Below are 23,474 nucleotides of genomic sequence, written 5' to 3'. Positions count from 1 at the left end.
CCATGGAATGCATTCCCATGGCGCTTGCTCAAATGATATCAAATCTGAAATCCGCTTAGCTCTACTTCATTAATTGTTCCCATACACGGTTCAAATAGATGAGTATTGTATCCTCTTCAGATACCTCATCCCCGTTAAAATACTTCTCCGCGCGCACAAGAACCGCACCATCCTATTCCAGCATAAAATGGGGCTCAACATGAGCACTCTCTCCTATTTCAATTCTTCAGTTTGGCTTGGATGATCCAATGAACTGCATCTAAAATATCTTCTGCTATGTAATCAGGTTCTGTTTCCTTCCACTTGTTTCTGTACGTTGTTAATGAAGATTCTCCCCAGCCTGTTCTTACAAGAACCTTCATGGCTCCTACTGCGTGAGCTGCAAGCATATCCGTATCACCTACGTCACCAATAACGATACATCTTGATAAATCTAAATGATGTTGCTGTGAAGCCTCTAACAACATGCCCGGTTTGGGTTTACGGCAGCTGCATTCTTGTTCATGTGGGCAAATATAGGATTGATCGAATCCGTATTCATTAAATTGTTCTTCAAACTCTTGGATCGTTGCCTCTCCACGCGATATCCGATACTGATTCGTTATAGCAAATACCTTAATTCCATTTCTCTTTAGAAGTGCTATAGCTTCTTGTGCATTAGGGTATAACTCAAAATCTCTAGGATGAATAAAGTGTCCTGTGCCACCGATGGTTCCATCTCTGTCCATAAAAACAGCTTGTATGTCCAAATTTGGTTTGATCATGGTTTATTCCTTTCTCCGTTAACTACCGGAATAAAATCATGTTATTTTTGCATTTCTTAATGGCGTTCATGCTGATTTTCCAAGGAATACAACGGAAGAAATCAAGGATGTAGAAACTGCTTCTTCAATAGAGCATAGATAACCGTATCCACAAAGTGATTTATTTGAAAATATTTGTTTTGGTGATTTTTCAATCGTAAGTGCTATTGGTAATATCAGCACTGAGTGTCTGTAAAATTGTTTTCTTCCTATCAACTGTCGATATGAAAAATTCCTGCTTGATTCCTTCTCGAAATATTTCTTTATATCTATGTCTACCCATCTGATCAAACCGCTCTTGAACTCGTGATACATGCTCTTTATCCAATTTAATCTTCGTTTCAATCTCTTCATATTGTTCAATCGTATCGTATTCCCACATAGCAAAAATCTCACTCGTTTCGTCATCGATAAAGGTATGCCATCTACCAATTAGTCTTGCTCCGTATTTCAGTTGCGAAGGTAGTAGGATTTCATTAAATAAAGCATTAAACTCTGTAACAAATGAAGATGCTAGAACATAGGTTTTTCTCCGATATATCATTTTCGCACCTCTCATGTAAATTTGTTGCTTGTTAACAATTGTTAAGGACTTATCTATTCAAGTCCATCAATTCTTCTCTTGCTGCTATAAGCCAGGGATGTACTAATTTAAGCTTGGAACGTTGTTCCCATACTTGGTTCAGATAGATGAGTATTCCATCATTGAGTTTGGATTCATTTACTTTATCTCGTATCTCTTGCAGGTAACTATGCTCTCCTGGTAAATTCCAAGATATCTTGTCTGAAATGAAAAGTACTTTATCCAGTAAACTTGATTGTGGTTTAAACGTGGTATGACATTCGATTGCACTTAGTATTTCAGGATCGTTGATATGGAATATTTCTTTTGCCATAGCTTTAGATAACTTCTGGTGAATGATTCTATCATACTTATATTCTTCATCCATGATTTCGATCGATAATGCCTTCGCCAGATTTAACATTTCACTAATTGGAACCACATTACTAATATCATGTAATAACCCCGCTTGTTCTGCCTTTTCAGGGTCGGCTCCAAATAATCCAGCTACTCGTTTGGCTTCTGCGGCAACGTCTAATGTGTGTTTCAGAGTTTCTTGATCATTATGTGCTTCGAAGAAAGAATGAATATTTTGACTTAGATCACTGGATAATTCCACATTCAATACATATGGCTTAAGAATTGGATTCATGTTTTGACCACCTATACGTTAATTTAGCTAACAGTCCATCCCTACACGATTAGTGACATTTACCGATTCCAATCACTCGATAACATACTATATGTAACAATATTCTCATAATGATCATGAAGCCATTGCGCTTCTCTAGAAATCCCTTCATTGATGAAATCAACCCGTTCTGGTATCGATCTGCTTTTAAGGTTAGTTTCTGCACATTGTATAATTACACGATTTAATTTCATTTCATTGAATAAGACATCAAGTAGCCTTGTGATGCTTTTTGAAACAATCCTTTGACCTTCCGCTGACGCCGCTAAAAAATACCCAATACTAGTTACCTTATTTCTCCAATCAATATAATGTAATGCGATCATTCCAACCAGTTTACCATCGAACCACAAGCCAGCATCAAAGCCATTCTGATCTTCATAATTTTGTTTCCACATCTCTATTACTGGATCTAAGTCTTCTGGGGATTGTCGCTTATCCACCCATAGCAACCATTCTCGAAGATACATTCTGTTCTCATCAATTAATGTGTACAACTCATCTTTTTCTTGCGGTTTAATTAAATTGATTACTATCGATTCATTCACTTGAAATGGAAACAAATTAATCCCTCCATCAACATCAATCTAGAGTCGATCAAATGACATGTAGAGCAAATATTATGTTAAGCGTACGTTTCTATTTAGTTCATTTCAAACATATTCATACTTATCGTCGATTCTTATATATCCATTTATCTGATCTAGCCTTCTATTAAATATTCCTGATTTGTTGTTAAAATTCCCTTCTGCCGTTATGACCTTATCCTGTTCAAATCTTAGCACCACTCCGATATGATCATTCGGACCATTCCCTACGATATTGTCGAAAATGATTAGGTCCCCTTGTGTTGGAACGAAAGACCTGTCATTTATATGATGATAAAAGCCATAAAACTGACTCCATTCTAACCACGCTTCCACCCATGCAAAATTACGTGTGACGGGTTCTGAATATCTAACGGGTAAATTCACACCAGCCTGAGTACAGCAATGGTATACAAATGCAGCGCACCAATCGAAACCTATGCTTTTGTCCTCCCTGGGAAAGCATCTCAAGATTGGTTCCAAATCCGGACCGCATTTCTTTTCATTTCCGATCAACGGCCTTGAAGCTATCTCTTCAGCTATTTCAGCAATTATCATTCTTCTGTTCATTTTGCATTCTCCTATATAAGTTCTATAATTGCGCTGCCTTTTAGCTTCTCGATACCAGCTCCGTATGTAATTTTCTGTTTTTCCCCACCAGTGAACAAAAATACGCCTCAACCTGAGACTTCTCTTAATCTTAGGTTAGGCGTTTGTGGTTCAAACTTTATTTTATTCCATTTTTATACATGTAGCAACCAAGAATTTGTACACCTAAACATTCTCAACGTGCCACAATACGTTGAAATATGTCCATTCAAATCTCTAGCTTCATCTGTATAGTTATTATCCTTTTTCTATCTTCTAATTTCGTGATTCTCATATCAATGGGTTTAAATCCATGCTTGTGATAGAATGCCAGTCCTCTTGAATTCGTACTATGACATGATAATAATAAATTCTTAACTCTATAAATCGATTTAGCCTTCATTATCATCGTCTCTAACAAATACGAAGAAGCAACCTGTCCTCTAAAATGCTTGGATACAATAACGTTGCCTAGCCAACATACATCGTCTTTATAATTATACAAATTGGCATAGGCTATAACTTGATCTGACTCTTTGTGAACTATCACTGTAGGTTCGTATCGATTCTCAAGAAGTTTCACTATCTGATCTGGTGTTAGCGGATATTTAAATTGAGGACTAACATAGAACAATTCTTCATCTGACTGAGGGAAAGAGCTTATATCTTTTAAATCGTCGTTTATTAAAGACCTATAGGAATAGATGAATTCCATCTCCATTCTCGTTTTGAATAATTCCTGAGTCTTTGTTTACACATTCTTCTTAATATAGCTCATCGAAATGAACTCTAATTCCTGTTCTTCATACTTGCTCTTAAAATGAGTTTCTTTCACAAACCCAATCCGTTCATATACCTTGATGGCTCTCTCATTAAATGCTGCAACGACTAATTGATACTCACGACCACTAAATTGATTGTTCAAAAAGGAAAGAACCTCTGTTAGAAACCCCTTTCCTCTGCCGTTTCCCGTCAAGTCAGGCCTCAAGCCTAAACCAATATCTAACTTACTTCGATCTGTATAGATACCAGCTGCATACCCGCCTGGGACCCGTGCTGATTCGCCTACGCATATAAAACCAATTAGAGCATCGTGTTCATCTAACACGTAATAATATTCTTCATTCATCAACTCCAAAATGCTGTCCTCACCACTATCCATGTCATACATTGAATACGGATATTCGTACCTCCACTTTGAAATCTGTAAGGCTCTATCCTTGGTCATCGGGTAAAAATGGTAACGTGACACTTTTCAACCCGCCTTCCTTTTAGTAAATATTAAGTACACTGCTGAAAATTCACTTCAATTCCTTAGCAAATACGAATTCATCCTCCCGGTCATAACCTGCTTTTTCATATGTTTTTATCGCCTTCGTATTCCTCTTTCCTGTCAAAATTTTGATGTGTTTGACTCCAGAATGATTAAAAATCCCTTCCAGTCGTTCAATCATCATTCCAGCCAATCCATTACTTCGCGCAGATTCTTGTATGTACATCTCAGTGATCTCAGCCTGATGCTCTGCATAGCAAAACGACTTATAGATCTGTCCGCAAGCAAATCCAACGACTCGCTCTTCCATTACGGCTACTACAATAACTTCTCTTCCATTTAAAAGGTCCTTCTCCACCTCTTCCCGGCTTCGACGAACTCCATTAAATTGATCATTCAATTCTATCAAAAATGGTACATCTTCCTTCACGGCTTCACGAACGAGCAAATTAGGAATAGACAATGTAATACCTCCTGATCATGTTATAGAACTTGAACTATCATTCATCACTAATAAGATCAGACAAAGAACATTCAAACACATGAAAAAAGGTGCCTTCCCCATATCCGTCCTTCACTTCATGCAAATGAATATGTTGAAATCCATTTGTCCTAAGAATGTCTTCAAACTCCTTCATATCATACAATCGAAGAGGGAAGTTCATCACCTCGGTCTTTTCGATTTTGTCGTCTCTGACTAACTCATATTTCAGCTCCGTTACGAGCATGGATTGCTCTTTGTGATACTGAACTTTTTTGGATAAAACAATTAATTCATCGTTTACAACCTTCCGATCCGTTTCTCTCCATTCTGGAATCTCTTCCACGTCGTTTCCTTTTAACATAATCGTCAATAGAAGTTTCCCTTCAGCCTTAAGCGCAGATTGCAGATTGGCCAGGCTCTGGTTCACTAATTCACTGGGAAGCAGCGAGAACGATCCAAATGGAATCATAATCAGATCGAATTGGTCGGAGCTTACGAAATCTTCAATCTTTTGATAATATACATGAGGCTTCAGATTTAATCGGTCACCTTTTTCTCTACATACCTTCAGCATATCTTCGGATATATCGAATCCCTCTATTTGTATCTCACGCTGCATAAAAGGGATCAGCATCCTTCCGTTTCCACACATGGGTTCAAGCACACGCATATCTGTTCTGTCAACAAACGAAAGGTAAAAATCCAGCTCTCTACCTTCCGCTAACGATTTATCGCTTTCATATATCTTCGTACAAAGTTCTCCATAATAACTGTTCACTGATGTTCCTCCTTCATTAGATCATCCATCGCCTGAACAGCCAGTTCCAATGCTTGGATTCTCCTTATTAGAAGAGTTCTCTGAGGACTGCCTTCCTTAGCCTTAGCAAGTGAGTTGTCAATGGATGGCATTAAACCCGTAAGAACACTGCGAGCTTCAGTCACATCTCCCCGGGTATATAGATGAGGTTTGTGATTCCACACATTCTCCAGCATAGATAAGCCAATACGAAGAGCCTTGAGTCTCTTTTCTATTAAAGTTGTATTTGCCCCTTTCTGAGTCATCTGAGCCAGGGCATTTTCGGATTTAAGGATGGTTGATTGAAGGGATTGTATGGATTGCAATTGAATTCGTTCTGATACGTTTTCCATAATAGGACTGTCCTCCTTTCGCCACTGTCTATATCCTTGAATGATGTTGTAGATCAGCTATCAGGATTATAGATCTTGGGCGTATGTGTTAACCAGATTTCCAAATGTTTTGATATCCTCTAAATAATCATATCCTGCTGGATTGGGTCCGGTTTGATTATACATTCTTACCGCTACCGTTCTATACTCCGGAATGACAAGGCAGGCACAGCCGGTGATGCCCAAGGATTGAAAAGAACCGGAAGGAAGCTCATCCCCGAGCTCCGTCATAGCACGCGGCTCATCCTGCACAAACCAAAAGAAACCATTTCTCGGTAATTGGTGTTCGAGATCTGGAGGACTAATGATTGTCGTCGCTTGCTCAAAAACTCCTCTCGGCAGTATTTGCTGCCCATGCATGGCGCCCCTTTTCAAATGCAAATAACCCCAGTATGCCAATTCCTTGGTACTCACAAATAAGTTGGCTTCATCGCCTTGATTATCGTTATATTGTTCATTGAGGAGCCAAACTAACTTTTCATTCGGTTCCTTTCTCCAACCGGTATGACTAAAACCCATGGGTGTAAATACACGTTCTTCAAGTAGTTGAGATAGTGGCATCTGATATAATTTTTGAATGATCTTAATGAGCAGATTGACTCCAACATTATTGTATTTCCAGTCCGTCCCTGGCAAAAACAATCGATGATGCAGATCACCTAAACCATGGGTGTGTGTTAGCAGATGTCTTATCGTTGTGTTTCCCACTACCACGGTATCCACATCATCCAAATAGTCGGCAACATCATCATCTATGCTGCAAATCTTCCCTTCATATAAGGCAAGACTGATGGCAAGTCCTAAATATGTCTTTCGAACCGATGCCACATGAAATTGAGATTCCTCATCCACTAATCGACTGCCTGTGGAATTACGATGTACTCCTGAGTACCATTCATTCACGATTTGGTCATGATGAATAATGCAGGTTGCAGCTGCTGTAGCAGATAGCTCATTTTTAACCCGTAAAACATAATCATTTAGTTCATTGAATGTTGTATTCTCCATTTTCTGTAAGTTCAGCAAGGAGACTCACACCACCATTCTTCACTTTTATCTATCCGTTAGCTAGGTATGATTATGATGTTGGTCTATCTTCCTCCATATAATATCTACAATCTCACTAGTCTCAAGATGATCCGTTATCAGGTGTATTCCAAACTTATCATCCTTCAGAGCATAAACAACCTTCGGCGCTTGTTGATACTGCCAGCCTCCAAATTCATCTCCGCGTTTAGCTAACCGCTTGTATATCGTTTCTTCAGTAGCCACAAGCGAAAAATGATATACCTCATCGTCAATGGCTTTGAATCCGTTATAGATGTGGTTAAAGTTCTCTTCCTTATAAATGGTCATGGGAACGATTAGGTGCTTGTTATATTTCCGCCTTACTTCTACAGCCGTCTTCACGGTTAGAACTCTCCATAGTTCGATATCCTGAAAATCATCCGTGCGCTCATTCTCTTCCCAGCATTCCTCTGGAATGAGTTTTCTGATCATATAACCTATTTCTTCGGGGTCGTATATCATACTATTGTTGATCAAGGGTTGGAGCATCTTTGCAGCCGACGTTTTACCGGAACCGAACGCTCCATTAATCATAACAATCATATGATCACTCCTTTTCTAGAAGAGTTTAACTGCATTACTTTCTCCCTTGGTCATAATGAGGAATCTCGTTTCCTTCGACTAGACTCCGTATTCTTCGAATCTCTTCATCCACCAATTCCTGTTCAATAAAAAATCAATTTTAACTGGCATGATCATATATTGTTCATTCACTTCAATGGGTTCTCTTAAACCTGTATACACTAGATCAATATCTAACTTAAAAGGTTTGATTTTTCTTCCAACCTGACTTTCAAATTCCTGTACATAAGACAAAAGATTTGGCGCACCTTCCCAGTAGTTCATCGCCGCTTGGCCGCCCGCAGGCATGTTCCACCATTTAATAAATGAAGGCCACATATTAACCAGAACAGTCCTCACATCCTTATCTGCCATTGAAAATTCAGGGGCATCCAACATCAAACTTCTCTGGATTCCACTTTTAATTTGTCCTTTTTTATAGATACATTGTTTCCATAGCTCATTCCATAGCCCTTTGAACTTTTCATTACTTCGTCCACCATTAGAAAATTGACTCCCAGGCCACGTATCTTCTCCGAATTCATCTGTCAACAGTCCATGTGCACTTGCCACAAACATAAGAAAATTCAAATCATAATCTCCTGATATGCAAATGGTCCATGTATTGTTCATTCGGTGACCTCCCTTAATATCATGATAACTGGTAGTATATTGACTATTCGTTGTGCACGAGTCTGTCCGTAACATAGCAAATCATTGGAAGTAAAAAAGAGAAAAACTATAAATTGTAATGACTACGCTTACAAACTTCAGGAACTGCACAACGAATACAACTTCTCGCTCAAATATGTGTGCAGTTGCTCGGTTTAGGTTTAGTTTTTGATTGAAGCGTATACTTTTTTAATCTGTGTTGAGAATTTAGCTGCGCCTGGAATTCGTGTGCGTTTGAAATATCCGGTTAACAGTTTGGGATGATTTTTGACCAGATCATATTCAATAATGGTGTCAGCGATGACTGATCTTGTAAAACCCAAAATCTCGACTACTTCAGATTTATCCCCCTCATCAAGCTCCTCGCCTTCCCGAAATTCCCCATCAGGGTCATCGTCCAGCTGCTCACTGAATGTTAGACGAGCAACAACATAAGACATAATGTTTTCCTTGTCCTGGGCCAATTGCTCCATGATCCACTGAACGCATTCTTCCTCTGTTGGAGACGAGATGCCGAAGCCGTGCAGAGTATACATCCGTTCTCTAAAGGAATCCATTAATAACTCTGCTTCATAACTGGCATGTTCAACAAACTTGATATCTGGTTTAAGCTGAACAAGTTCAGCCGTAACATTTTTATACCAATCGCTTGTTAGGAATTCTTCTATTGTTTTCATTACTTCATTCTCCTTTCCTGTCCCCAGCTTGTACTTAACTCTTCAACACTCCGGAAATTCAAAACTCCTCCAACACTTTGGACTTATCCCCGTACACCTTATCCAGATGCTCTTCCCCCCAGTAACACAAATGGTCCAAGGCCGGTTTTAATCCCCAACCGTAGTCTGTTAACTCATATTCCACTCTAGGGGGAACCTCCGAATACACCTTTCTTTGCACAATTTCGTCTTTTTCCAAGCCTCTTAGCTGCGTCGTCAACATCTTTTGCGTAATTTCAGGTATCAGCTTCCTAAGCTCGGATGAACGTTTCCTTCCTGTCATCAAGTGGTAAATAATCAGAGGCTTCCATTTTCCACCCATTACTTCCAAGGCCGCCTCGACACCTACTTTATACTTTTTGGGAGCGCCAGCTTTATGGTCTTCTGTCAACGTATATCTCTCCTTCATCAGACTATATCCAAAGGCTACATCCAAGGTAAAACATGGCTGTTTCCTTCTTTTTCATGTATTATTTCAGCCCCACAATAAGGCACAATTCAGGGTCTATTTAGGGTACTTTCATGTTCCTATAGCACTTCAATCTTCCTATAGAACTTCAAAGTGCGTTCTTCCAGAATATATCATCCCTGTTTATAATAGCATCAGCCATGAAGCGTGGCTACCAAACAAGCGCTGTAGAAAGGTTGTGAAATATAATCATGAACGTATTAGTTGTTGTGTCTCATCCAAGAAAAGATTCCCTTACATTTCAGGCCGCCGATCGTTTCCTGCAAGGTCTTACTGAGGCTGGTCACGATGTTGAGATATTGGATTTACATGAGATTGGCTTCGATCCTATTCTCCGAGGCATGGATGAACCTGACTACACCCAACCGAATCAAATGTTTTCCCCTGAGGTTAAAACGGAGATGGAGCGATTGAAGAAGCATGATGCTGTGGCTTTTGTGTTTCCTCTCTGGTGGTGGCATCTGCCAGCCATGCTGAAAGGGTATGTGGATCGTGTCATGAACAACGGATTTGCCTACGGTTCGAACAAGCTTCACCATCAGAAGATCACGTGGATCGCACTTGCAGGCGTGACCGAAGAACAGATGAAGAAGCGAAACTACGATGAATCGATCACGAACCTGCTCAACGTGGGGATTGCAGATTACTGCGGCGTCTCTAACTCCAGCGTTGAATTTCTGTACGAGACGTTGGATGCCAAGCCTGAGCACTATGAGAACCTGCTTAACCAGGCGTATCAATTGGGACGGAAATATGATAAGGACATACGCTAACCATACGCAAGTCGGGTAATCGAAATGAGACGCACACGCATAATCAACCCAAAAAGGTCGCTCCGAAGAGCGACCCTGTCTGTTCTATGAATTATTTTACTGTCGAAAGAAGAAACTTCTCCAGCATGGTGACGTCAGTGATGCTATGGTTGCAAGCCGTGCTATCCATGCATACGTACTGGCCAATGGAAGCCAGGTTATCCGGCGAATGGCCCTTCGTCTTCACGTTGAAGAATCCGAGCTCCTGATGCCGATTACAGAACATGCAGTACCCTTTTTTGTTCGTAGCCGTAATCCGTCCCTCGATGCCGAGAAACTTCTCTTCGTACGGGTACACAATGAACAGGCGATTGGTAGCTATATCCGTCCATCTCAGATAGGTCGTACGTGCGTAATCGACCGTTTCCAGATCAGGCAGCTTGAGCTTCTTCGCCTTCGGAAACAGCTTCTGAATCTGCTTCGCCGACACTTGCGGGAATGGAATCAGGAATCCTTCCAACCGGTCCAGATAATCCTGCAGCTCATGCGCAGCCTCATAGGTAGATAACTGCTCCAACAGCTGCTTCTGTTCGGCAGTCAGCTCATCGAAGACTTCTATAGCATTCGTTACGGCCGTATAACGCACGGTTTCCAGGACTTTGCGATCCGCAACTGTACGCAGTGCTTTGAGCAGGAAATTGGCTTGTTTTGTGATCACATTGAATTGATAATTTTGAATAAATGGTGTTTGCATGGCTTTCAGCCCCTTATTTTTATTGGTAAAACAAATAAGGTGCAAAGCCTGCGGGATGATACGTTATGCTTCATTCAGGGCGATCGATGTTCTTCTCGTCGCGCCCTACACAAAGTCCGCCCCTAACAGGCTTTGCGTAAGGCCTTTCTAGCGAACGAGCAATCCGGCGCTGCCAATATTGCCACGGTATAACCCCCAATGCAATAGATATACCGGAATTATAACAGGACTCGGTTGCGTGGGCAACGGGATTCGTTATTCTTCATTTCAAACATGATGCAGTCTAAAGTTTACTAAATCTATATGGAATTCGCCTTTTATAAGTATGTCGAGCCCTAATAAACCGTTAATGTATGATATCTAAATGAAGTGAAATCTAACGGAATATCTTTTATAATAAAATCGCCTACCTGTATTCCCTCGTAAAAAGCAGCCCTCTCTATATTCAATCTTCATTTATAAGTTTCTCCTTAGACCTACATTCTTCCGTACCTTAACAATAACTGTGTCTTTGGAGGTATGGTAGACTAAGGTGTTATCTCGGCTATTTAACAATTCACGGGTAGCTTCCTCATCGCTTACAGGACTAATTATAGCGACCTCATCTATAACTTCTTGACTCTCTGTCTCTTCAGAATGAAGGATTTCAAACTTCACAAACTGGTTTGGGAAAATCTGCTGAACCTCTTGCCATTTCACATGCATCCCTCCAATCATTCTGATGGTTTTATTATACGATGCAGTACATCTCAGCACTTACCGGAATCTCACTTAGTATCTCTATATTCACAATTAAATGCTGATCTTTCTTTCAACATCTACTAATTCTTCGTAGTTATTTGAACCACGTTTTGGCCGTCATTGAATTCCCAATGAATCTCCTTACCATAGGCTTTACTAATGGCTCTTAGCGGTAAATAGACTCTTCCCTCCATCATTACAGTTTTACTCTTTAATTCAATTTGCTTGTCAAACTCGGTAAAGTGGCTTTCTCCCACCTTGAAGGTTAACCTGGGCTTGGGATAATCATCTATGTCTACATATGCAAAAATTACACTTTTGGTTTTGTTATCCCACCATATCCCTTTACCAGGCACAGCGAAATCTAGCACACTGATGATATAGACTGGCGAAACCAGTATATGACCCTCAGAGATGATATAATCAGTTCCTTCTACTAACTGGAAGGTCTGTTCGTCAATCTTTATCTCAATTGATTTTTGGTGAGCTTCGGCACCTGCTTCAGTCTTTATTTCTTTCTCATTAAGTACGATGTCGATCTTTTTTGGTGCACTTGTAGCTGTAAAAGCCATGGATCCGCTCAATAACGTCAAAGCAAGGGTAACAATCATCTTCTTCTTCACTTCATACACATCCCCTTATTAGTGAATGACTTACGCTCAGAACCATCTCCCATAGTACCATTTAATTCAAATTAAGGTAATTACATCTTTTTCAACTAAAAAAGAGCCACCTCCCTGGCCTCAGGCCAGTTCAGCAACTCCCTTTTCACAACCCTATTCCATCCGCTCCACGCGGCTACTCCTTCACAGCCCCCACCACAATCCCCGTTACAAAGTAACGTTGAAGGAACGGATATACGAGCAGGATGGGCAGCGCGCTAATAAAAATCTGGGACGCCCGAATCGTTCGCTGCGACAGGTTCGCAATCGCTTCCGGATCAAGCTTGGTCATGTCAGCCTGCACGATGATCGTCTGCATGAATGTCGCGAGCGGCAGCTTTTCCGAATCACGGATATAGATGATCCCGTCGAAATATGCGTTCCAATGACCAACCATCATGAACAGAGACACGGTGGCGATCACAGGCACGGAGACAGGCAGATAGATTTTGATAAACGACTGAAAGTGTCCTGCTCCATCGATAAATGCCGCCTCCTCCAGATCCTTCGGCACCGTGCGGAAGAAATTCAGCAGCAGGATAATATTGAACACCGCGACGAGTCCCGGCAGAATGAGTGCCCACAATGTGTTCATCAGCCCGAGCTTCAGAATCAGGATATACCCCGGAATGAGGCCTCCGCTGAACAGCATCGTGACGACAAAATACCACAGATAGAGGTTACGTGCGCGGAACACACGTGTCTCCTTGGAGAGCGCATAGGCAGCAATCGTATTCACGATGAGTGCAAGCCCGGTTCCCAGCACCGTCCGTTCCACGGACACCCACAGGGAGGACAGGAAATTGGCGTTATCGAACGTCTTCGCATATGCTTCGAGCGTAAAACCAATCGGCCAGAATGTCACCAGACCGGCATTCGCAGGTGCGGACGCGCTAAGCGATACCATCAGCAAGTGATATAGAGGCAGCAGGCAGAGCAGCGAAAGGATGGTCAGGAACACATTATTGAAGATGCTGAATATGCGATAGGGTAGCGTTTTATGATACATGGCTCGTCATCATCCTTTCTAGAAAATTCGGTATCCGGCGAATCGGTAGGCCAGTCGGTAAGAGATCACGATGAGGATCAGACTGATGACCGATTTGAACAGATTCACCGCGGTAGCGAAACTGAACTGCCCACTCAGCAGACCTTCACGATACACGAACGTATCGATAATATCCGCTTGCTGGTAGATTAATGGACTATATAAGTTGAAGATTTGGTCGAAGTTGGCATTAAGCACATTCCCCAGTGCCAGTGTGGCGATTACGATTCCGATAGGAATCAGCGCCGGGATGGTGATATAAATCGTCTGCTTCCATCGTCCCGCCCCATCCACTTCAGCTGCTTCGTACAGTGACGGGTTAATGCCGGACAATGCCGCAAGGAAGATAATCGTGTTGAAACCAAACTCTTTCCAGACATCACTCGCGATAATCGTGAACCGGAACCAGTTGCCATCCCCCAGGAAGAAAATCGGCTTGATGCCAAATACCGAGACAAGGAACTGATTGAGAATGCCCGTCTGTGCCAGAATATCGATCAGGATACCGGACAGCGTTACCCAGGACAAGAAGTGTGGCAGATACACGAGTGTCTGAATGGTTCTTTTCAGCGCCATCTTCCGTACCTCATTAAGCAACAGTGCGAACACAAACGGTATGATCAGATTCATGATGATTTTGGAGCAGGCAAAGAACAGCGTGTTCCACGTAATCTGCAGGAAATAATCATTTTCCCACATGTACCTGAAGTGCTTCAGTCCCACCCATTCCGAACCCGCGAATCCAAGCGCAGGCTTGTAATCCTGAAACGCCATCAATATACCCGACATCGGAATATACGAAAAAATAAAAACCATAATGGCCGCCGGCAGCACCATGAAGTGCAGTACCCACGGCTGTTTGTAGCGTTTCTTTCTCTTCTGTTCCAGCTTGTTCCCCACATTCGCCTGTGGGACCCGTTGACCCTCCATTTTAGCCTCCATAGTGCCCTTCTCCTGTTCCCAAAAAAAGTTTTGTGTGTTAATGGGGTTCTCTGCTATAAATAGTATCAGGCCATTCTGAGCTCTGACTATATAACATTGTTAGGCCGGATAGGGTTTTGTTAGGAATCTGGTGGATACCAGCCTCTACGAACACGAATATGAAGGAGACTTTTTATGCATATATGGAAGCGCTTTATATTATTCGAAAAAAGGACCCGTTCCCGCTTCAGCCTGTTTGCCAAAATCAACTGCTTAATCGTGTTGCTGTTCATCCCGATTATTATCATGTACACCTACTCGAACAACGTCACCTATAACGTGGTCAGCAAAGAGCTGCAGATCTCGAATACGAAACAGCTCACGTTTCTAGCCAGTCAGATCGATTCCCGCATTAATCAGATGATGGATTTCAGTCTGATCCTTTCAAGAGACCCCAATGTCCGCGCATTTAATGGTCTGAACATTTGGGATGATCGGTATGATCAGATGCAGACCCGCTATGCCATTCAGGAGAAGATGGTGCTCCAATCCGGCGTCACAGATATATGGAACACCCGATATGCCGTATACTCACAGCAGAACCAGGATGTTATCGCCAACTACAATCGTTCATCCGGCTATGATGAGGATTATCTGAAACGGAATATGAGCGGACAATGGACATACGGGGATCAAGGGGCGGAATCGCAGGAAGGCATGCAGTCCTTTTACTGGTTTTACACTGATTCCTTAGCCCAACCGGGGATGTTGACCGGCAGCAATCTTGTCATTGAGGCCAGCTTCAGTTATGAGAATATTCAGAACATGCTCGATACGTACAAGGCAGGTGGGCAGGGAGATCCCTTCCTTTATCACAAGGGCAATGCCCCCATTATGAATCGCAGCGCGGACAGTCAGTTATCGGAGGAACTTATTCAATATCTGGATACACACTCCCTGGAGGATACTACACAGGACGTTGTGAAACTGAATGGGAAAAAGTATCTGGTGAGCGCAGTCAAATCATCCTATCTAGATTGGCATTTGGTCGACGTGGTCCCGCTATATCAGATCTTGCAGCCGATTTCACTCAGCCGAAATTTGTTCTATCTCTTTATGACGCTGCTGTTTGTCGTGGGCATATCCGCTTCGATTCTGCTGTACAGAAACATTCAATTTCCGATCAAAAAGTTGATACAGGGCCTGCGCCGCGTGCAGCGCGGTGACTATTCCGTACGGCTGCATAGCAAGGATCAGAATGAGTTCTCATTCCTGTTTCATCGATTCAATGATATGTCTCACCAGATTCAAGATCTGATCGAGAATGTATTCCATGAGAAAATCAGAGCCAAAGAAGCAACGCTGAAGCAGCTGCAGGCGCAGATCAATCCCCATTTTCTATATAACTGTCTTGGCTACATCATCAATATGGCCCAGATGAAGGACGAGCAGGCCGTCGTGTCCATGGCGCATAATCTAAGTGCATATTATCGGTACACCACCCGCATGGAACGGGAGACGTCCTCGCTTCAGGACGAGATCAAGCTGCTCATCAACTATCTGGATATTCAGAAGCTGCGCAATGGACGAATTGAGTATCACATCGATATCCCTGAAGACATGCTTGCTCAGTCTGTACCGCGACTAATGCTTCAGCCGATGGTCGAGAATTCCGTCATACACGGTGTGGCGAAGTCCTATTCATCCGGGGAGATTCGCATTACAGGGGAGAGCGTAGATGGTTTCGGCAAAATCTATATCGACGACGACGGCCCCGGCTTAAGCACAGAACAGTACGAAGCGCTGAATCTGAAAATGCAGGAGCCACTGCAGGAGGAAATGGGCTGTGGTCTCTGGAATACGAATCAGCGAATCATGCATCTGTTCGGCAGCCAGTCCCACCTTCAATTCGGCCCATCCCCACTTGGCGGATTCCGCACCGAAATCGTCTGGGAGATGCCGAAGGAGGGTAAAGATCATAAATATTAAATACAAGCCGAGCTGTTTCATTTGAACAAACATTCACACGTGAACGTAGAGGACAGAAAAAACCTGAAGAAGCGAAGCGTTCGCCTTTATCCCCGGATTTTCACCTTTACAAAGTAATTCATAAAAATCTGGGGGTAACAGCGATCGGAAGGTTGTTCTGTCATCGGAGTGGCAAGTGTAAATGAGCCTTAGTTCAACCAACAAGGAGACGATACAATATGCAAATGATGATCGTAGACGATGAAGCACACTGGGTCGATAACCTGTCCATGACCAAGCCCTGGCACACCCTGGGAATCGAGCAAGTTCATAGAGCGTACTCCGCGCATGAAGCCTTACAACTGATCGACACCCACCCCATCGATATCGTGATCTCGGACATTCAGATGCCGGAAATGACAGGCATTGAACTGATCGAACGCATCCGGATCCGGGACAAAAAAATAAAATGCATTCTGTTATCGGGTTATTCGGAATTCGATTACGCCAAAAAAGCCATCCAGTACGAGGCCGTAGACTACCTGCTCAAACCCCCGACAGACGATGAATTAATGGGCGCCGTTCAGAAAGCCATCGATCAATTGAATCATGAATGGGAGCTCGTCAGTTCACTGAGTCGAACCCAGTTTACTTTACGAGAGAACCTGCCACACTTGCGCGGACGACTTCTTTTGGAGGCATTGCAGGGGCACCGGTTTTCATCCGGCGAATGGGAGCGGAAACTCACCAATTATGATCTGCCCTTTCACGCCGGGGACGCCGCACTCATGCTCGTTCGGTTGGATGAAGAATTCGGACATTATGACAGCCATGATCAGACCCTGATCGAATATGCCATTATCAACATGGCGGAGGAAATTATGGGTGAGTTTATGCACGTGTGGGGTGTGAAGGAGGAGCACGGGTATGTGGTGTTTTTACTGCAGCTGAAGGAACGGAATGACGATATTGGAAAAGAGACCATTCTGGAGAAGCTGTCCATTCAGCTTCAATCCAAAGTAAAACAGTTTCTGAAAGGCTCACTCTCCATTGTCATGACCGAGTGGTTCACCTTTCCGGATCAGCTCTATGATCGCTTCCGTCAGGCTTCCGCGTATTTCCGCCAGATCGTTGGGGACGAGCGCGAATTCGTCATGCGCGTCAGCGATGTGGAGACGCCTTCAGCTCAAGGTCCACTGGACGTGCTGTACACCCCGCCCACCTTCATCCATCTGCTGGAGAGTGGACAATGGGATGCCGCCGAAGAGAAAATACTCGCTGTCTGCGCAGAGCTGGATGAGAAATGGTCCGAATCGTGGGAGCATTGCATGGAGGCTGGTTTTCTCATCACGGCTTCGTTCACTAACCTCGCCCACCGAAACAAGCTGACCCTGACGAGCCTCATGGGCAGTGATATTGAGTATCTTCAGAGCGGAGAGGCATTCTCTACCATCGGCAAATTACGCAAATGGTCGCTCGGCGTACTCGCCAAGCTCAAGGAAGGCACGTCCAACGAGATCAAGGATATCCGGTCCGAGTATGTGAAGAAGGTTCAGGAGTTTACGGATAAAAACCTGCATCTGGATGTCTCTTTGCGTGTGCTCGCCGATCATGTCAATCTGCACCCGACCCATCTGTCCAAGATTTACAAGATCGAAACGGGCGAAGGTATCAGTGAATATATCTCACGACTGCGCATGGATCGGGCCTGCCACAAGCTGGTCACGACCACCAAAAAAGTATATGAAATCAGCCTGGAGATTGGCTATATGGACCCGGCGTATTTTATCAAAGTGTTCAAGCGTCAATTCGGCGTAACCCCGCAGGAATATAGAGACCAACATTAAACAGCATAATAGAGTCCTATCGAAACTAACAAACTCATATAGATGCCCTCCCGCCTGAATTGGTACAGTTACACTTGTAAAGATCATACACCGTAGGGGGATTGAACAATGATCAAATTCAAAACATGGTGGTCCTTGCTCATGGTCATCGCACTCATCACCATCACTGCGTGCGGCAGTGGCGATTCAGCCAGTCAGAATGGTACGGACGATACGCCGGCGACAGTCGGGTCAGCCGAAGCTGAAGCTGCTTTTGCCAAAGGAAAATACGACCCACCCATTGAGTTCAGTTCGGTTCGTATGCCGAAGAAATATGTGCAAGGTGACACCAAAGAGAACAACGTTCACGATCGCTGGATGCTCGAAACGCTGGGCATGAAGCATAAGGATTCATGGTATCCGGCTAATGACGATCAATACAGACAGAAGCTGCAGCTGGCCATTGCTTCAGGCGAGAAATTACCTGATTTCGTATCCGTTCCAACGAACGCGGTACTCACCAATCAGTTGATCGACTCCGGTCAATTCATCGCCATCGATGAACTGTTCGACAAGTACGCCAACCAAATCCTGAAGGATCACGCTGCAGCGCATCCCGAGCTGTGGTACCCGTTCACCAAGGATGGCAAGAGATACAACATGCCGATCCTAGAGTACACCGATAACGACGATACCCTGCTCTGGCTCAGAGAAGACTGGATGGAGAAGCTGAACCTCGAAGCACCTAAGACCATCGCAGATCTTGAGAATATCATGGACAAATTCAAAAACGAGAACCCGGACGGCCTGTCTCCGGATAAAGTATTCCCACTGGCGATCTCGCTGAAAAATAACACCAACACCTGGATGGGCTCGCTCGACTGGTTGTTCGGAGCTTACGGCACGATCCAGGAACAATGGAACAAAGACGCAAACGGCAATCTGGAGTACGGCTCCATTAATCCCGGTGCCAAACAAGCCCTTGCGAAGCTGAATGAATGGATGAACAAAGGGTATATCCACACCGACTCCGCGCTGTGGGACGAAGGCAAGTCTGCTGAAAGCTGGACTGCGGGTACAGCTGGTATCCTGCCTGGCGCAAACTGGGTACCCGACTGGCCTGCACCGGACCTGCTCAAGAATGTGCCTGGAGCGAAATACAAAGCCTACCCTATTCCGGCTGGTCCAGACGGCAAGATCGGTACAAAGTGGCAAAACTCCGGCGTCAACGCGAGTATCATGATCAACAAGGATGCGAAGCATCCGGAAGCCATTTTCCTATACTACAACTACCTGCTTGATAACCTGGCCAACCCGGCTGCGGGCAGTCCATATGAGTACGGCTTTGCCAAAGGATATGACTGGGACATCGTAGACGGTCAACCGACCAGTGACAAAGAGAAGATCAAAGACTTCTCCAACGAATTCCCGTTCCTGACTGGTCCGGCTCGTATTCCGGATCTGTACATGAAAACCCTCGTGAAGCTGGCTGATGGCGAGAAGCCCGAGACCCCATACGAGAAACAAATGGCCGAGTTCCGCAAACCTGAAAACTGGGCCGCTGCCAAAGTCGTGATGTCGCAGCTCGACATCCGCAAACAAAACTACTTCACCGGCGCAGCCACACCAACCATGGTCTCCAAATGGAACCTGCTTCGCCAGTCCGAGATGGAAACCTTCAACAAAATCATCTACGGCAAGCTGCCGATCGATGCCTTTGACCAATTCGTCGCCAACTGGAAATCCAATGGCGGAGATCAGATCACGCAAGAAGTGAATGATTGGTTTAAGTCGGTAAGTGCAAAGTAGGAATTTGATGTTGTGAAAAGTAAAGCATTAAAACCCGAGCCGAAGCGAGTTATTCACGCTTCAGCTCGGGTTTTTAAGTGAAGAACGGGGTCGCTCCCCCATAACTTATGGGTTCGCTTTAGTGGATCAAGCCCGTGCATGCTTACCAAGTTAATCTATGTAAGCATGCACGGGCTTCTCACACTGCTAAGTCCGTAAATCAACTAGCGTTAGTCAGATTCATGCCCTTTCTCCACCAACATCGACTGGCCTAGCAAGGATACCGTTAACTGAACACCATCTCGCAGCCCATGCATATACAACCGTTCATTCTCTATGCCTTTGCTAACAATGTAACGATTCTCCCATTCAGCATATTCAGTTGTTAGCTCAACATCCTTGCCAGCAAACAAAGCTTCAAATGCTTCGTTAGTTTCCCCACGTACCCGATTAAGTTCAGGGTCATGCTCGATTTGGGCAGATACCTCATCCAGCCTGGCCTGAATCGCTCGCTGCATCCACGGTGGAAAATCCATAGCTTCTCCTCCCCCACGCATTATGTACTTCGCTCATTAACGTACCACTCGGTTATGCTTCGCTTTCATTTCACTCACTTGTGCCACCAGTTCATCCACCCTTCGGCTCTGTTCCTGAACCGCGGGATTGTCCCACAACGGAATCGCTTGCTTCAAGGATGCCTCACCAAGCTGATTAAGCTTGCGCCGTTCCTCTTCCAATAAGTCAAGCAACCGGCTCATACTTGCACCTCTCTGATGGGTCTAAACTGCACTAGATGTTAGCAGTCATTTTAATGCATTAATCTTTTCAGAATGAAGTATATTTTCTCATTTCGTACTAATTGTACAAGAAAATATTAGTGTTTTAATGCGAATTCCGAATTAAAATAAACAACTGATTAATCTCCTTAACAGCGACAAAATGCTTCTGTTCTCCAAGTATTCTTTTTTCTCCTAACACAGTCTCTTTTGACCCCATAAGAGCAATTATTCTCTAAAAAAATCTGCATTATCGACATCAATACGCTGCGTTAAATTAATCTTTACACCATCAAGGAAAGGATACTCCATAGCGTGAAAATATCGTTATATCAAGTACAAAGCTAATTGAATACAGTTCTACTTATTTTTGTTTTCTGTTGTTCTCTTTCTTATTTTCAAATGTTTCTTACCATCTCTTAAAATTTTATATTCAAATACATCATCTTTTTTTAATATTAATTGGAATCTGCCCTCTGTTTCATAATCAAAATTAGAGAGGAGTATTCTTTCAGCATCTAATGACTTTATTATATATATTTTTCCATATTTCGAATGATTAATGTAATGTTTTTTTGAGTTCATAATCGCCAGAGTATATATAAGATAAATAATATAAGCCACTAAAAATCCAAGCATTAATCCGCTAGAGAGGATTTGCAGCATTGCGTTACTGTCGTTTTTATAATTCGATATCTTATCACCTGTATATTGCTCTAAAAAACTTAATATAAATACTGAACAAAATAAAGTTAATATAACGAATTGCGTAATATGTAGTATAATCTTTTGCTCATCAACTAATATTTGTTTTTCTATTTTTGGTTTTTTTATTAATGATACTCCTTTGATAATTGCAATTAATATTGCTACTATAGAAGTGAAGGTTAACGTTTCAGACAAAATATTTTGCATTTAATATACTCCTTTTTATGTTCTTTAGTTTAAAGGGCTTATGTTAAAGCGAGAATATTATATTAGATGACGTAATTACCAATACCTTTTCTGATTTTAATAACCACTTTGAAAATTCTTCAAGTTTGCTTTTACGTGAAAAAGGAAAGTAGGCTTTTTAGTAGGTGAAAATAAGTTTCATAGGTAAGATTCCCTACCTCATCCTCTTCTATTGCCGGTAAGGCAAGCACAAAAAATCGTTATTCCCTTTCCCATAGCGTTCCCGTATTCACATTTCCTGACGAACACCAGGTGAGTCTGGTTGGCTTCTGCTTACCCGAGATCCCACTGCCGGACGGTGGTCATATGCCTAATGTGTGAATATAATACTAGGAGAATTTACTTAAGTTACATACTTATTTAGAATCTTATCTAGATTAAACTACGTAGAGGTGATTTGATATTTATCTAAATCATAAATATCTTCAAGTACTTTCTCAATTATTCCAATACTATCCTTTACTGTTTTTTTAGTTGGAGTTTTTATTTCATGGGCCGCTGAATTTCCAACGTCTCGAACTTTTTGAAGAATCAATGCATGCTTCCAAAGAATATAGTCTTTCTGATAAAGTCCATAGATCCTACCTTCAAGACTTTGAGATCTACATTCTGTCATTCTGTCTTTTTGTAACCTTGGAATTTTATTGTCATCAAATAATGTGCCGTCAGTTACACCAACTTGTTTGCATATAGCTTCAATGAGGGTTCGTAAACCAAATGCACAAAGTAAGTAGTACTTTAAGTTGTAGACATAAATTATTTGATTGTACAATTCTAGAATATCCTCCGGAAGCTTTTCAAAATCTTTTGCATTTAGCTGTAGTGTAGGGAATGTTAGGATAGAATCCTCCGTTTTAGGCTTCTCTGGATATACAGTAACCTCTGTACAATATTCTCTCTCCCCAAGATGATTCTCTTCCCACATTTCCTCATCACCATACTCTTTGATGAAAGCAACAGTATCACATCCCATACACTTTGCAATATAGTAGCTTTCCTCCCATTGAGTATCTTCATCAATCCCAGATTTCCTCTTATATGGTTCTATAACCGAAGTATGATTTCTAACTCCATTACAATAGCTACAATATACTTTTGCAATAATAGTTTCACCCATATTATCAACCTCCATTTAATATTGTAAATAAAAATTGAAAGCGAAAATCTTAAACTCTTGGCAATTTCACCTAACCTTCCTGTATTCAGGACTCAGCGCATGCTGAGTATCCGGCGAATGCCGATCCAAGAGCAAATCCCAGCAGCGTGAATATTATGTTATATGACGTACTTGCCTTAAGTGTTGAATTATCTAATATTCCGTTAAGGTTTTTTAAAATCGAAAAATTTTGAAGTGTCTAATGCTATAATATTTTCTTCATTTACCCCTAAAGATTTTATTTTCTCTACGAATATACTCATATCTTGTGGATAGTGGCAGTATATATTCCAAATAGTATTTTCTTCTGTACTCTCTTTAATTTCGTTAAAGTACGGCATATCGACGCCACCAAGCGAGGTTCCAATAATATGAATTTGAGTAACTTGTGAAAGCTTCTTAAAAAAATAAACTAACGTGATAATTCTGATTAAATCGCTATATTAAGTTTGCCTAGGTGCTGAAT

The 23,474-nt window shown here is 42.5% G+C and carries 29 protein-coding genes; 4 read left to right on the top strand and 25 right to left on the bottom strand.

Features of this window, described 5'->3' with window-relative positions; translation table 11 throughout:
• Positions 1 to 218: 218 nt before the first annotated feature.
• The 15 genes from CHI14_RS15465 to CHI14_RS15395 form a co-directional block, all read right to left on the bottom strand.
• Positions 219 to 764 carry an HAD-IIIA family hydrolase gene (locus tag CHI14_RS15465; protein ID WP_095289408.1) on the bottom strand — a complete coding sequence of 182 codons (546 nt, stop codon included), beginning with the start codon at positions 762 to 764 and terminating at the stop codon, positions 219 to 221.
• Between the two features lie 190 nt (positions 765 to 954).
• Complete coding sequence (locus CHI14_RS15460; protein ID WP_095289407.1) at positions 955 to 1,347, bottom strand: NIPSNAP family protein; 393 nt, start codon at positions 1,345 to 1,347, stop codon at positions 955 to 957.
• A 49-nt stretch (positions 1,348 to 1,396) separates the two neighbouring features.
• A complete protein-coding gene (gene yqeK, locus CHI14_RS15455) occupies positions 1,397 to 2,017 on the bottom strand; it encodes a bis(5'-nucleosyl)-tetraphosphatase (symmetrical) YqeK (RefSeq protein WP_095289406.1) in 621 nt (206 codons plus the stop codon).
• A gap of 59 nt (positions 2,018 to 2,076) precedes the next feature.
• Positions 2,077 to 2,619, bottom strand: a complete 543-nt coding sequence (locus tag CHI14_RS15450; protein ID WP_095289405.1) for a GNAT family N-acetyltransferase — start codon at positions 2,617 to 2,619, stop codon at positions 2,077 to 2,079.
• Between the two features lie 90 nt (positions 2,620 to 2,709).
• Positions 2,710 to 3,213 carry a CHAP domain-containing protein gene (locus CHI14_RS15445; protein ID WP_095289404.1) on the bottom strand — a complete coding sequence of 168 codons (504 nt, stop codon included), beginning with the start codon at positions 3,211 to 3,213 and terminating at the stop codon, positions 2,710 to 2,712.
• Between the two features lie 247 nt (positions 3,214 to 3,460).
• A complete protein-coding gene (locus CHI14_RS15440; RefSeq protein WP_249281131.1) occupies positions 3,461 to 3,946 on the bottom strand; it encodes a GNAT family N-acetyltransferase in 486 nt (161 codons plus the stop codon).
• Positions 3,947 to 3,982: 36 nt separating this feature from the next.
• A complete protein-coding gene (locus CHI14_RS15435; RefSeq protein WP_249281130.1) occupies positions 3,983 to 4,459 on the bottom strand; it encodes a GNAT family N-acetyltransferase in 477 nt (158 codons plus the stop codon).
• 73 nt (positions 4,460 to 4,532) lie between these two features.
• Positions 4,533 to 4,967: a GNAT family N-acetyltransferase gene (locus CHI14_RS15430; protein WP_249281129.1), complete on the bottom strand. Its 435-nt coding sequence runs from the start codon at positions 4,965 to 4,967 to the stop codon at positions 4,533 to 4,535.
• A 37-nt stretch (positions 4,968 to 5,004) separates the two neighbouring features.
• The gene (locus CHI14_RS15425; protein WP_095289402.1) at positions 5,005 to 5,766 is read right to left on the bottom strand and encodes a class I SAM-dependent methyltransferase; all 762 of its coding nucleotides are present in this window, start codon (positions 5,764 to 5,766) and stop codon (positions 5,005 to 5,007) included.
• Positions 5,763 to 6,137, bottom strand: a complete 375-nt coding sequence (locus tag CHI14_RS15420; protein WP_095289401.1) for a hypothetical protein — start codon at positions 6,135 to 6,137, stop codon at positions 5,763 to 5,765. Before CHI14_RS15420 ends, CHI14_RS15425 begins: the two co-directional genes overlap by 4 nt.
• 66 nt (positions 6,138 to 6,203) lie before the next feature.
• A complete protein-coding gene (locus CHI14_RS15415) occupies positions 6,204 to 7,184 on the bottom strand; it encodes a serine hydrolase domain-containing protein (RefSeq protein ID WP_095289459.1) in 981 nt (326 codons plus the stop codon).
• Positions 7,185 to 7,244: 60 nt separating this feature from the next.
• Positions 7,245 to 7,787, bottom strand: a complete 543-nt coding sequence (locus CHI14_RS15410) for an AAA family ATPase (RefSeq protein ID WP_095289400.1) — start codon at positions 7,785 to 7,787, stop codon at positions 7,245 to 7,247.
• Between the two features lie 78 nt (positions 7,788 to 7,865).
• Positions 7,866 to 8,438: a hypothetical protein gene (locus tag CHI14_RS15405; RefSeq protein ID WP_095289399.1), complete on the bottom strand. Its 573-nt coding sequence runs from the start codon at positions 8,436 to 8,438 to the stop codon at positions 7,866 to 7,868.
• Positions 8,439 to 8,638: 200 nt separating this feature from the next.
• Positions 8,639 to 9,154: a hypothetical protein gene (locus CHI14_RS15400; protein ID WP_095289398.1), complete on the bottom strand. Its 516-nt coding sequence runs from the start codon at positions 9,152 to 9,154 to the stop codon at positions 8,639 to 8,641.
• A gap of 58 nt (positions 9,155 to 9,212) precedes the next feature.
• Complete coding sequence (locus tag CHI14_RS15395) at positions 9,213 to 9,515, bottom strand: winged helix-turn-helix transcriptional regulator (protein WP_164764330.1); 303 nt, start codon at positions 9,513 to 9,515, stop codon at positions 9,213 to 9,215.
• A 338-nt stretch (positions 9,516 to 9,853) separates the two neighbouring features.
• Between CHI14_RS15395 and CHI14_RS15390 the strand changes: the two genes are divergently transcribed.
• The gene (locus CHI14_RS15390; protein WP_095289396.1) at positions 9,854 to 10,435 is read left to right on the top strand and encodes an NAD(P)H oxidoreductase; all 582 of its coding nucleotides are present in this window, start codon (positions 9,854 to 9,856) and stop codon (positions 10,433 to 10,435) included.
• Positions 10,436 to 10,526: 91 nt separating this feature from the next.
• On the opposite strand, the gene CHI14_RS15385 is transcribed toward CHI14_RS15390, so the two are convergent.
• From CHI14_RS15385 to CHI14_RS15360, 5 genes are all read right to left on the bottom strand, one after another.
• Positions 10,527 to 11,168 carry a FusB/FusC family EF-G-binding protein gene (locus CHI14_RS15385; RefSeq protein WP_095289395.1) on the bottom strand — a complete coding sequence of 214 codons (642 nt, stop codon included), beginning with the start codon at positions 11,166 to 11,168 and terminating at the stop codon, positions 10,527 to 10,529.
• A 456-nt stretch (positions 11,169 to 11,624) separates the two neighbouring features.
• Positions 11,625 to 11,867 (bottom strand): hypothetical protein, encoded by a 243-nt coding sequence (locus CHI14_RS15375; RefSeq protein ID WP_095289394.1) that lies wholly within the window; start codon positions 11,865 to 11,867, stop codon positions 11,625 to 11,627.
• A gap of 122 nt (positions 11,868 to 11,989) precedes the next feature.
• On the bottom strand, positions 11,990 to 12,532 hold the full coding sequence (locus CHI14_RS15370) for a stalk domain-containing protein (RefSeq protein ID WP_095289393.1): 543 nt from the start codon (positions 12,530 to 12,532) through the stop codon (positions 11,990 to 11,992).
• Positions 12,533 to 12,707: 175 nt separating this feature from the next.
• Complete coding sequence (locus CHI14_RS15365; protein WP_095289392.1) at positions 12,708 to 13,580, bottom strand: carbohydrate ABC transporter permease; 873 nt, start codon at positions 13,578 to 13,580, stop codon at positions 12,708 to 12,710.
• A gap of 18 nt (positions 13,581 to 13,598) precedes the next feature.
• Positions 13,599 to 14,549: an ABC transporter permease gene (locus CHI14_RS15360; RefSeq protein ID WP_095289458.1), complete on the bottom strand. Its 951-nt coding sequence runs from the start codon at positions 14,547 to 14,549 to the stop codon at positions 13,599 to 13,601.
• 186 nt (positions 14,550 to 14,735) lie between these two features.
• On the opposite strand from CHI14_RS15360, the gene CHI14_RS15355 reads away from it, so the two are divergent.
• The 3 genes from CHI14_RS15355 (at position 14,736) to CHI14_RS15345 (ending at position 20,143) form a co-directional block, all read left to right on the top strand.
• Positions 14,736 to 16,529, top strand: coding sequence for a cache domain-containing sensor histidine kinase (locus tag CHI14_RS15355; RefSeq protein WP_095289391.1), 1,794 nt, complete (start codon positions 14,736 to 14,738; stop codon positions 16,527 to 16,529).
• A gap of 218 nt (positions 16,530 to 16,747) precedes the next feature.
• Positions 16,748 to 18,355 (top strand): response regulator transcription factor, encoded by a 1,608-nt coding sequence (locus tag CHI14_RS15350; RefSeq protein ID WP_095289390.1) that lies wholly within the window; start codon positions 16,748 to 16,750, stop codon positions 18,353 to 18,355.
• Positions 18,356 to 18,463: 108 nt separating this feature from the next.
• The gene (locus CHI14_RS15345; RefSeq protein WP_095289389.1) at positions 18,464 to 20,143 is read left to right on the top strand and encodes a type 2 periplasmic-binding domain-containing protein; all 1,680 of its coding nucleotides are present in this window, start codon (positions 18,464 to 18,466) and stop codon (positions 20,141 to 20,143) included.
• 209 nt (positions 20,144 to 20,352) lie between these two features.
• On the opposite strand, the gene CHI14_RS15340 is transcribed toward CHI14_RS15345, so the two are convergent.
• The 5 genes from CHI14_RS15340 to CHI14_RS29735 form a co-directional block, all read right to left on the bottom strand.
• On the bottom strand, positions 20,353 to 20,658 hold the full coding sequence (locus tag CHI14_RS15340; RefSeq protein WP_095289388.1) for a hypothetical protein: 306 nt from the start codon (positions 20,656 to 20,658) through the stop codon (positions 20,353 to 20,355).
• Positions 20,659 to 20,694: 36 nt separating this feature from the next.
• Positions 20,695 to 20,880 carry a hypothetical protein gene (locus CHI14_RS15335; protein WP_095289387.1) on the bottom strand — a complete coding sequence of 62 codons (186 nt, stop codon included), beginning with the start codon at positions 20,878 to 20,880 and terminating at the stop codon, positions 20,695 to 20,697.
• A gap of 378 nt (positions 20,881 to 21,258) precedes the next feature.
• Positions 21,259 to 21,813: a hypothetical protein gene (locus tag CHI14_RS15330; protein ID WP_095289386.1), complete on the bottom strand. Its 555-nt coding sequence runs from the start codon at positions 21,811 to 21,813 to the stop codon at positions 21,259 to 21,261.
• A 421-nt stretch (positions 21,814 to 22,234) separates the two neighbouring features.
• Positions 22,235 to 22,969: a DUF4145 domain-containing protein gene (locus CHI14_RS15325; RefSeq protein WP_170948151.1), complete on the bottom strand. Its 735-nt coding sequence runs from the start codon at positions 22,967 to 22,969 to the stop codon at positions 22,235 to 22,237.
• Between the two features lie 203 nt (positions 22,970 to 23,172).
• Entirely contained in the window at positions 23,173 to 23,430 is a 258-nt protein-coding gene (locus tag CHI14_RS29735; protein WP_283163836.1) for an AbiH family protein, read from the bottom strand.
• Between the last annotated feature and the right edge of the window lie 44 nt (positions 23,431 to 23,474).

The organism is Paenibacillus sp. 7516, from assembly GCF_002272715.1.
GTDB lineage: Bacteria > Bacillota > Bacilli > Paenibacillales > Paenibacillaceae > Paenibacillus > Paenibacillus illinoisensis_A.
Note: the sequence above shows the minus strand (reverse complement) of the source record. Positions and strands in the feature narration are given on the sequence as shown.

Bases quoted from the DNA above. Each gene is read 5' to 3' on its own strand.
- CHI14_RS15465 (WP_095289408.1), bottom strand. From the start codon at position 764: ATGATCAAACCAAATTTGGACATACAAGCTGTTTTTATGGACAGAGAT.
- CHI14_RS15460 (WP_095289407.1), bottom strand. From the start codon at position 1,347: ATGATATATCGGAGAAAAACCTATGTTCTAGCATCTTCATTTGTTACA.
- yqeK (WP_095289406.1), bottom strand. From the start codon at position 2,017: ATGAATCCAATTCTTAAGCCATATGTATTGAATGTGGAATTATCCAGT.
- CHI14_RS15445 (WP_095289404.1), bottom strand. From the start codon at position 3,213: ATGAACAGAAGAATGATAATTGCTGAAATAGCTGAAGAGATAGCTTCA.
- CHI14_RS15440 (WP_249281131.1), bottom strand. From the start codon at position 3,946: ATGGAATTCATCTATTCCTATAGGTCTTTAATAAACGACGATTTAAAA.
- CHI14_RS15435 (WP_249281130.1), bottom strand. From the start codon at position 4,459: ATGACCAAGGATAGAGCCTTACAGATTTCAAAGTGGAGGTACGAATAT.
- CHI14_RS15420 (WP_095289401.1), bottom strand. From the start codon at position 6,137: ATGGAAAACGTATCAGAACGAATTCAATTGCAATCCATACAATCCCTT.
- CHI14_RS15415 (WP_095289459.1), bottom strand. From the start codon at position 7,184: ATGGAGAATACAACATTCAATGAACTAAATGATTATGTTTTACGGGTT.
- CHI14_RS15410 (WP_095289400.1), bottom strand. From the start codon at position 7,787: ATGATTGTTATGATTAATGGAGCGTTCGGTTCCGGTAAAACGTCGGCT.
- CHI14_RS15405 (WP_095289399.1), bottom strand. From the start codon at position 8,438: ATGAACAATACATGGACCATTTGCATATCAGGAGATTATGATTTGAAT.
- CHI14_RS15400 (WP_095289398.1), bottom strand. From the start codon at position 9,154: ATGAAAACAATAGAAGAATTCCTAACAAGCGATTGGTATAAAAATGTT.
- CHI14_RS15395 (WP_164764330.1), bottom strand. From the start codon at position 9,515: ATGGGTGGAAAATGGAAGCCTCTGATTATTTACCACTTGATGACAGGA.
- CHI14_RS15390 (WP_095289396.1), top strand. From the start codon at position 9,854: ATGAACGTATTAGTTGTTGTGTCTCATCCAAGAAAAGATTCCCTTACA.
- CHI14_RS15385 (WP_095289395.1), bottom strand. From the start codon at position 11,168: ATGCAAACACCATTTATTCAAAATTATCAATTCAATGTGATCACAAAA.
- CHI14_RS15365 (WP_095289392.1), bottom strand. From the start codon at position 13,580: ATGTATCATAAAACGCTACCCTATCGCATATTCAGCATCTTCAATAAT.
- CHI14_RS15360 (WP_095289458.1), bottom strand. From the start codon at position 14,549: ATGGAGGGTCAACGGGTCCCACAGGCGAATGTGGGGAACAAGCTGGAA.
- CHI14_RS15355 (WP_095289391.1), top strand. From the start codon at position 14,736: ATGCATATATGGAAGCGCTTTATATTATTCGAAAAAAGGACCCGTTCC.
- CHI14_RS15350 (WP_095289390.1), top strand. From the start codon at position 16,748: ATGCAAATGATGATCGTAGACGATGAAGCACACTGGGTCGATAACCTG.
- CHI14_RS15345 (WP_095289389.1), top strand. From the start codon at position 18,464: ATGATCAAATTCAAAACATGGTGGTCCTTGCTCATGGTCATCGCACTC.
- CHI14_RS15340 (WP_095289388.1), bottom strand. From the start codon at position 20,658: ATGGATTTTCCACCGTGGATGCAGCGAGCGATTCAGGCCAGGCTGGAT.
- CHI14_RS15335 (WP_095289387.1), bottom strand. From the start codon at position 20,880: ATGAGCCGGTTGCTTGACTTATTGGAAGAGGAACGGCGCAAGCTTAAT.
- CHI14_RS15330 (WP_095289386.1), bottom strand. From the start codon at position 21,813: ATGCAAAATATTTTGTCTGAAACGTTAACCTTCACTTCTATAGTAGCA.
- CHI14_RS15325 (WP_170948151.1), bottom strand. From the start codon at position 22,969: ATGGGTGAAACTATTATTGCAAAAGTATATTGTAGCTATTGTAATGGA.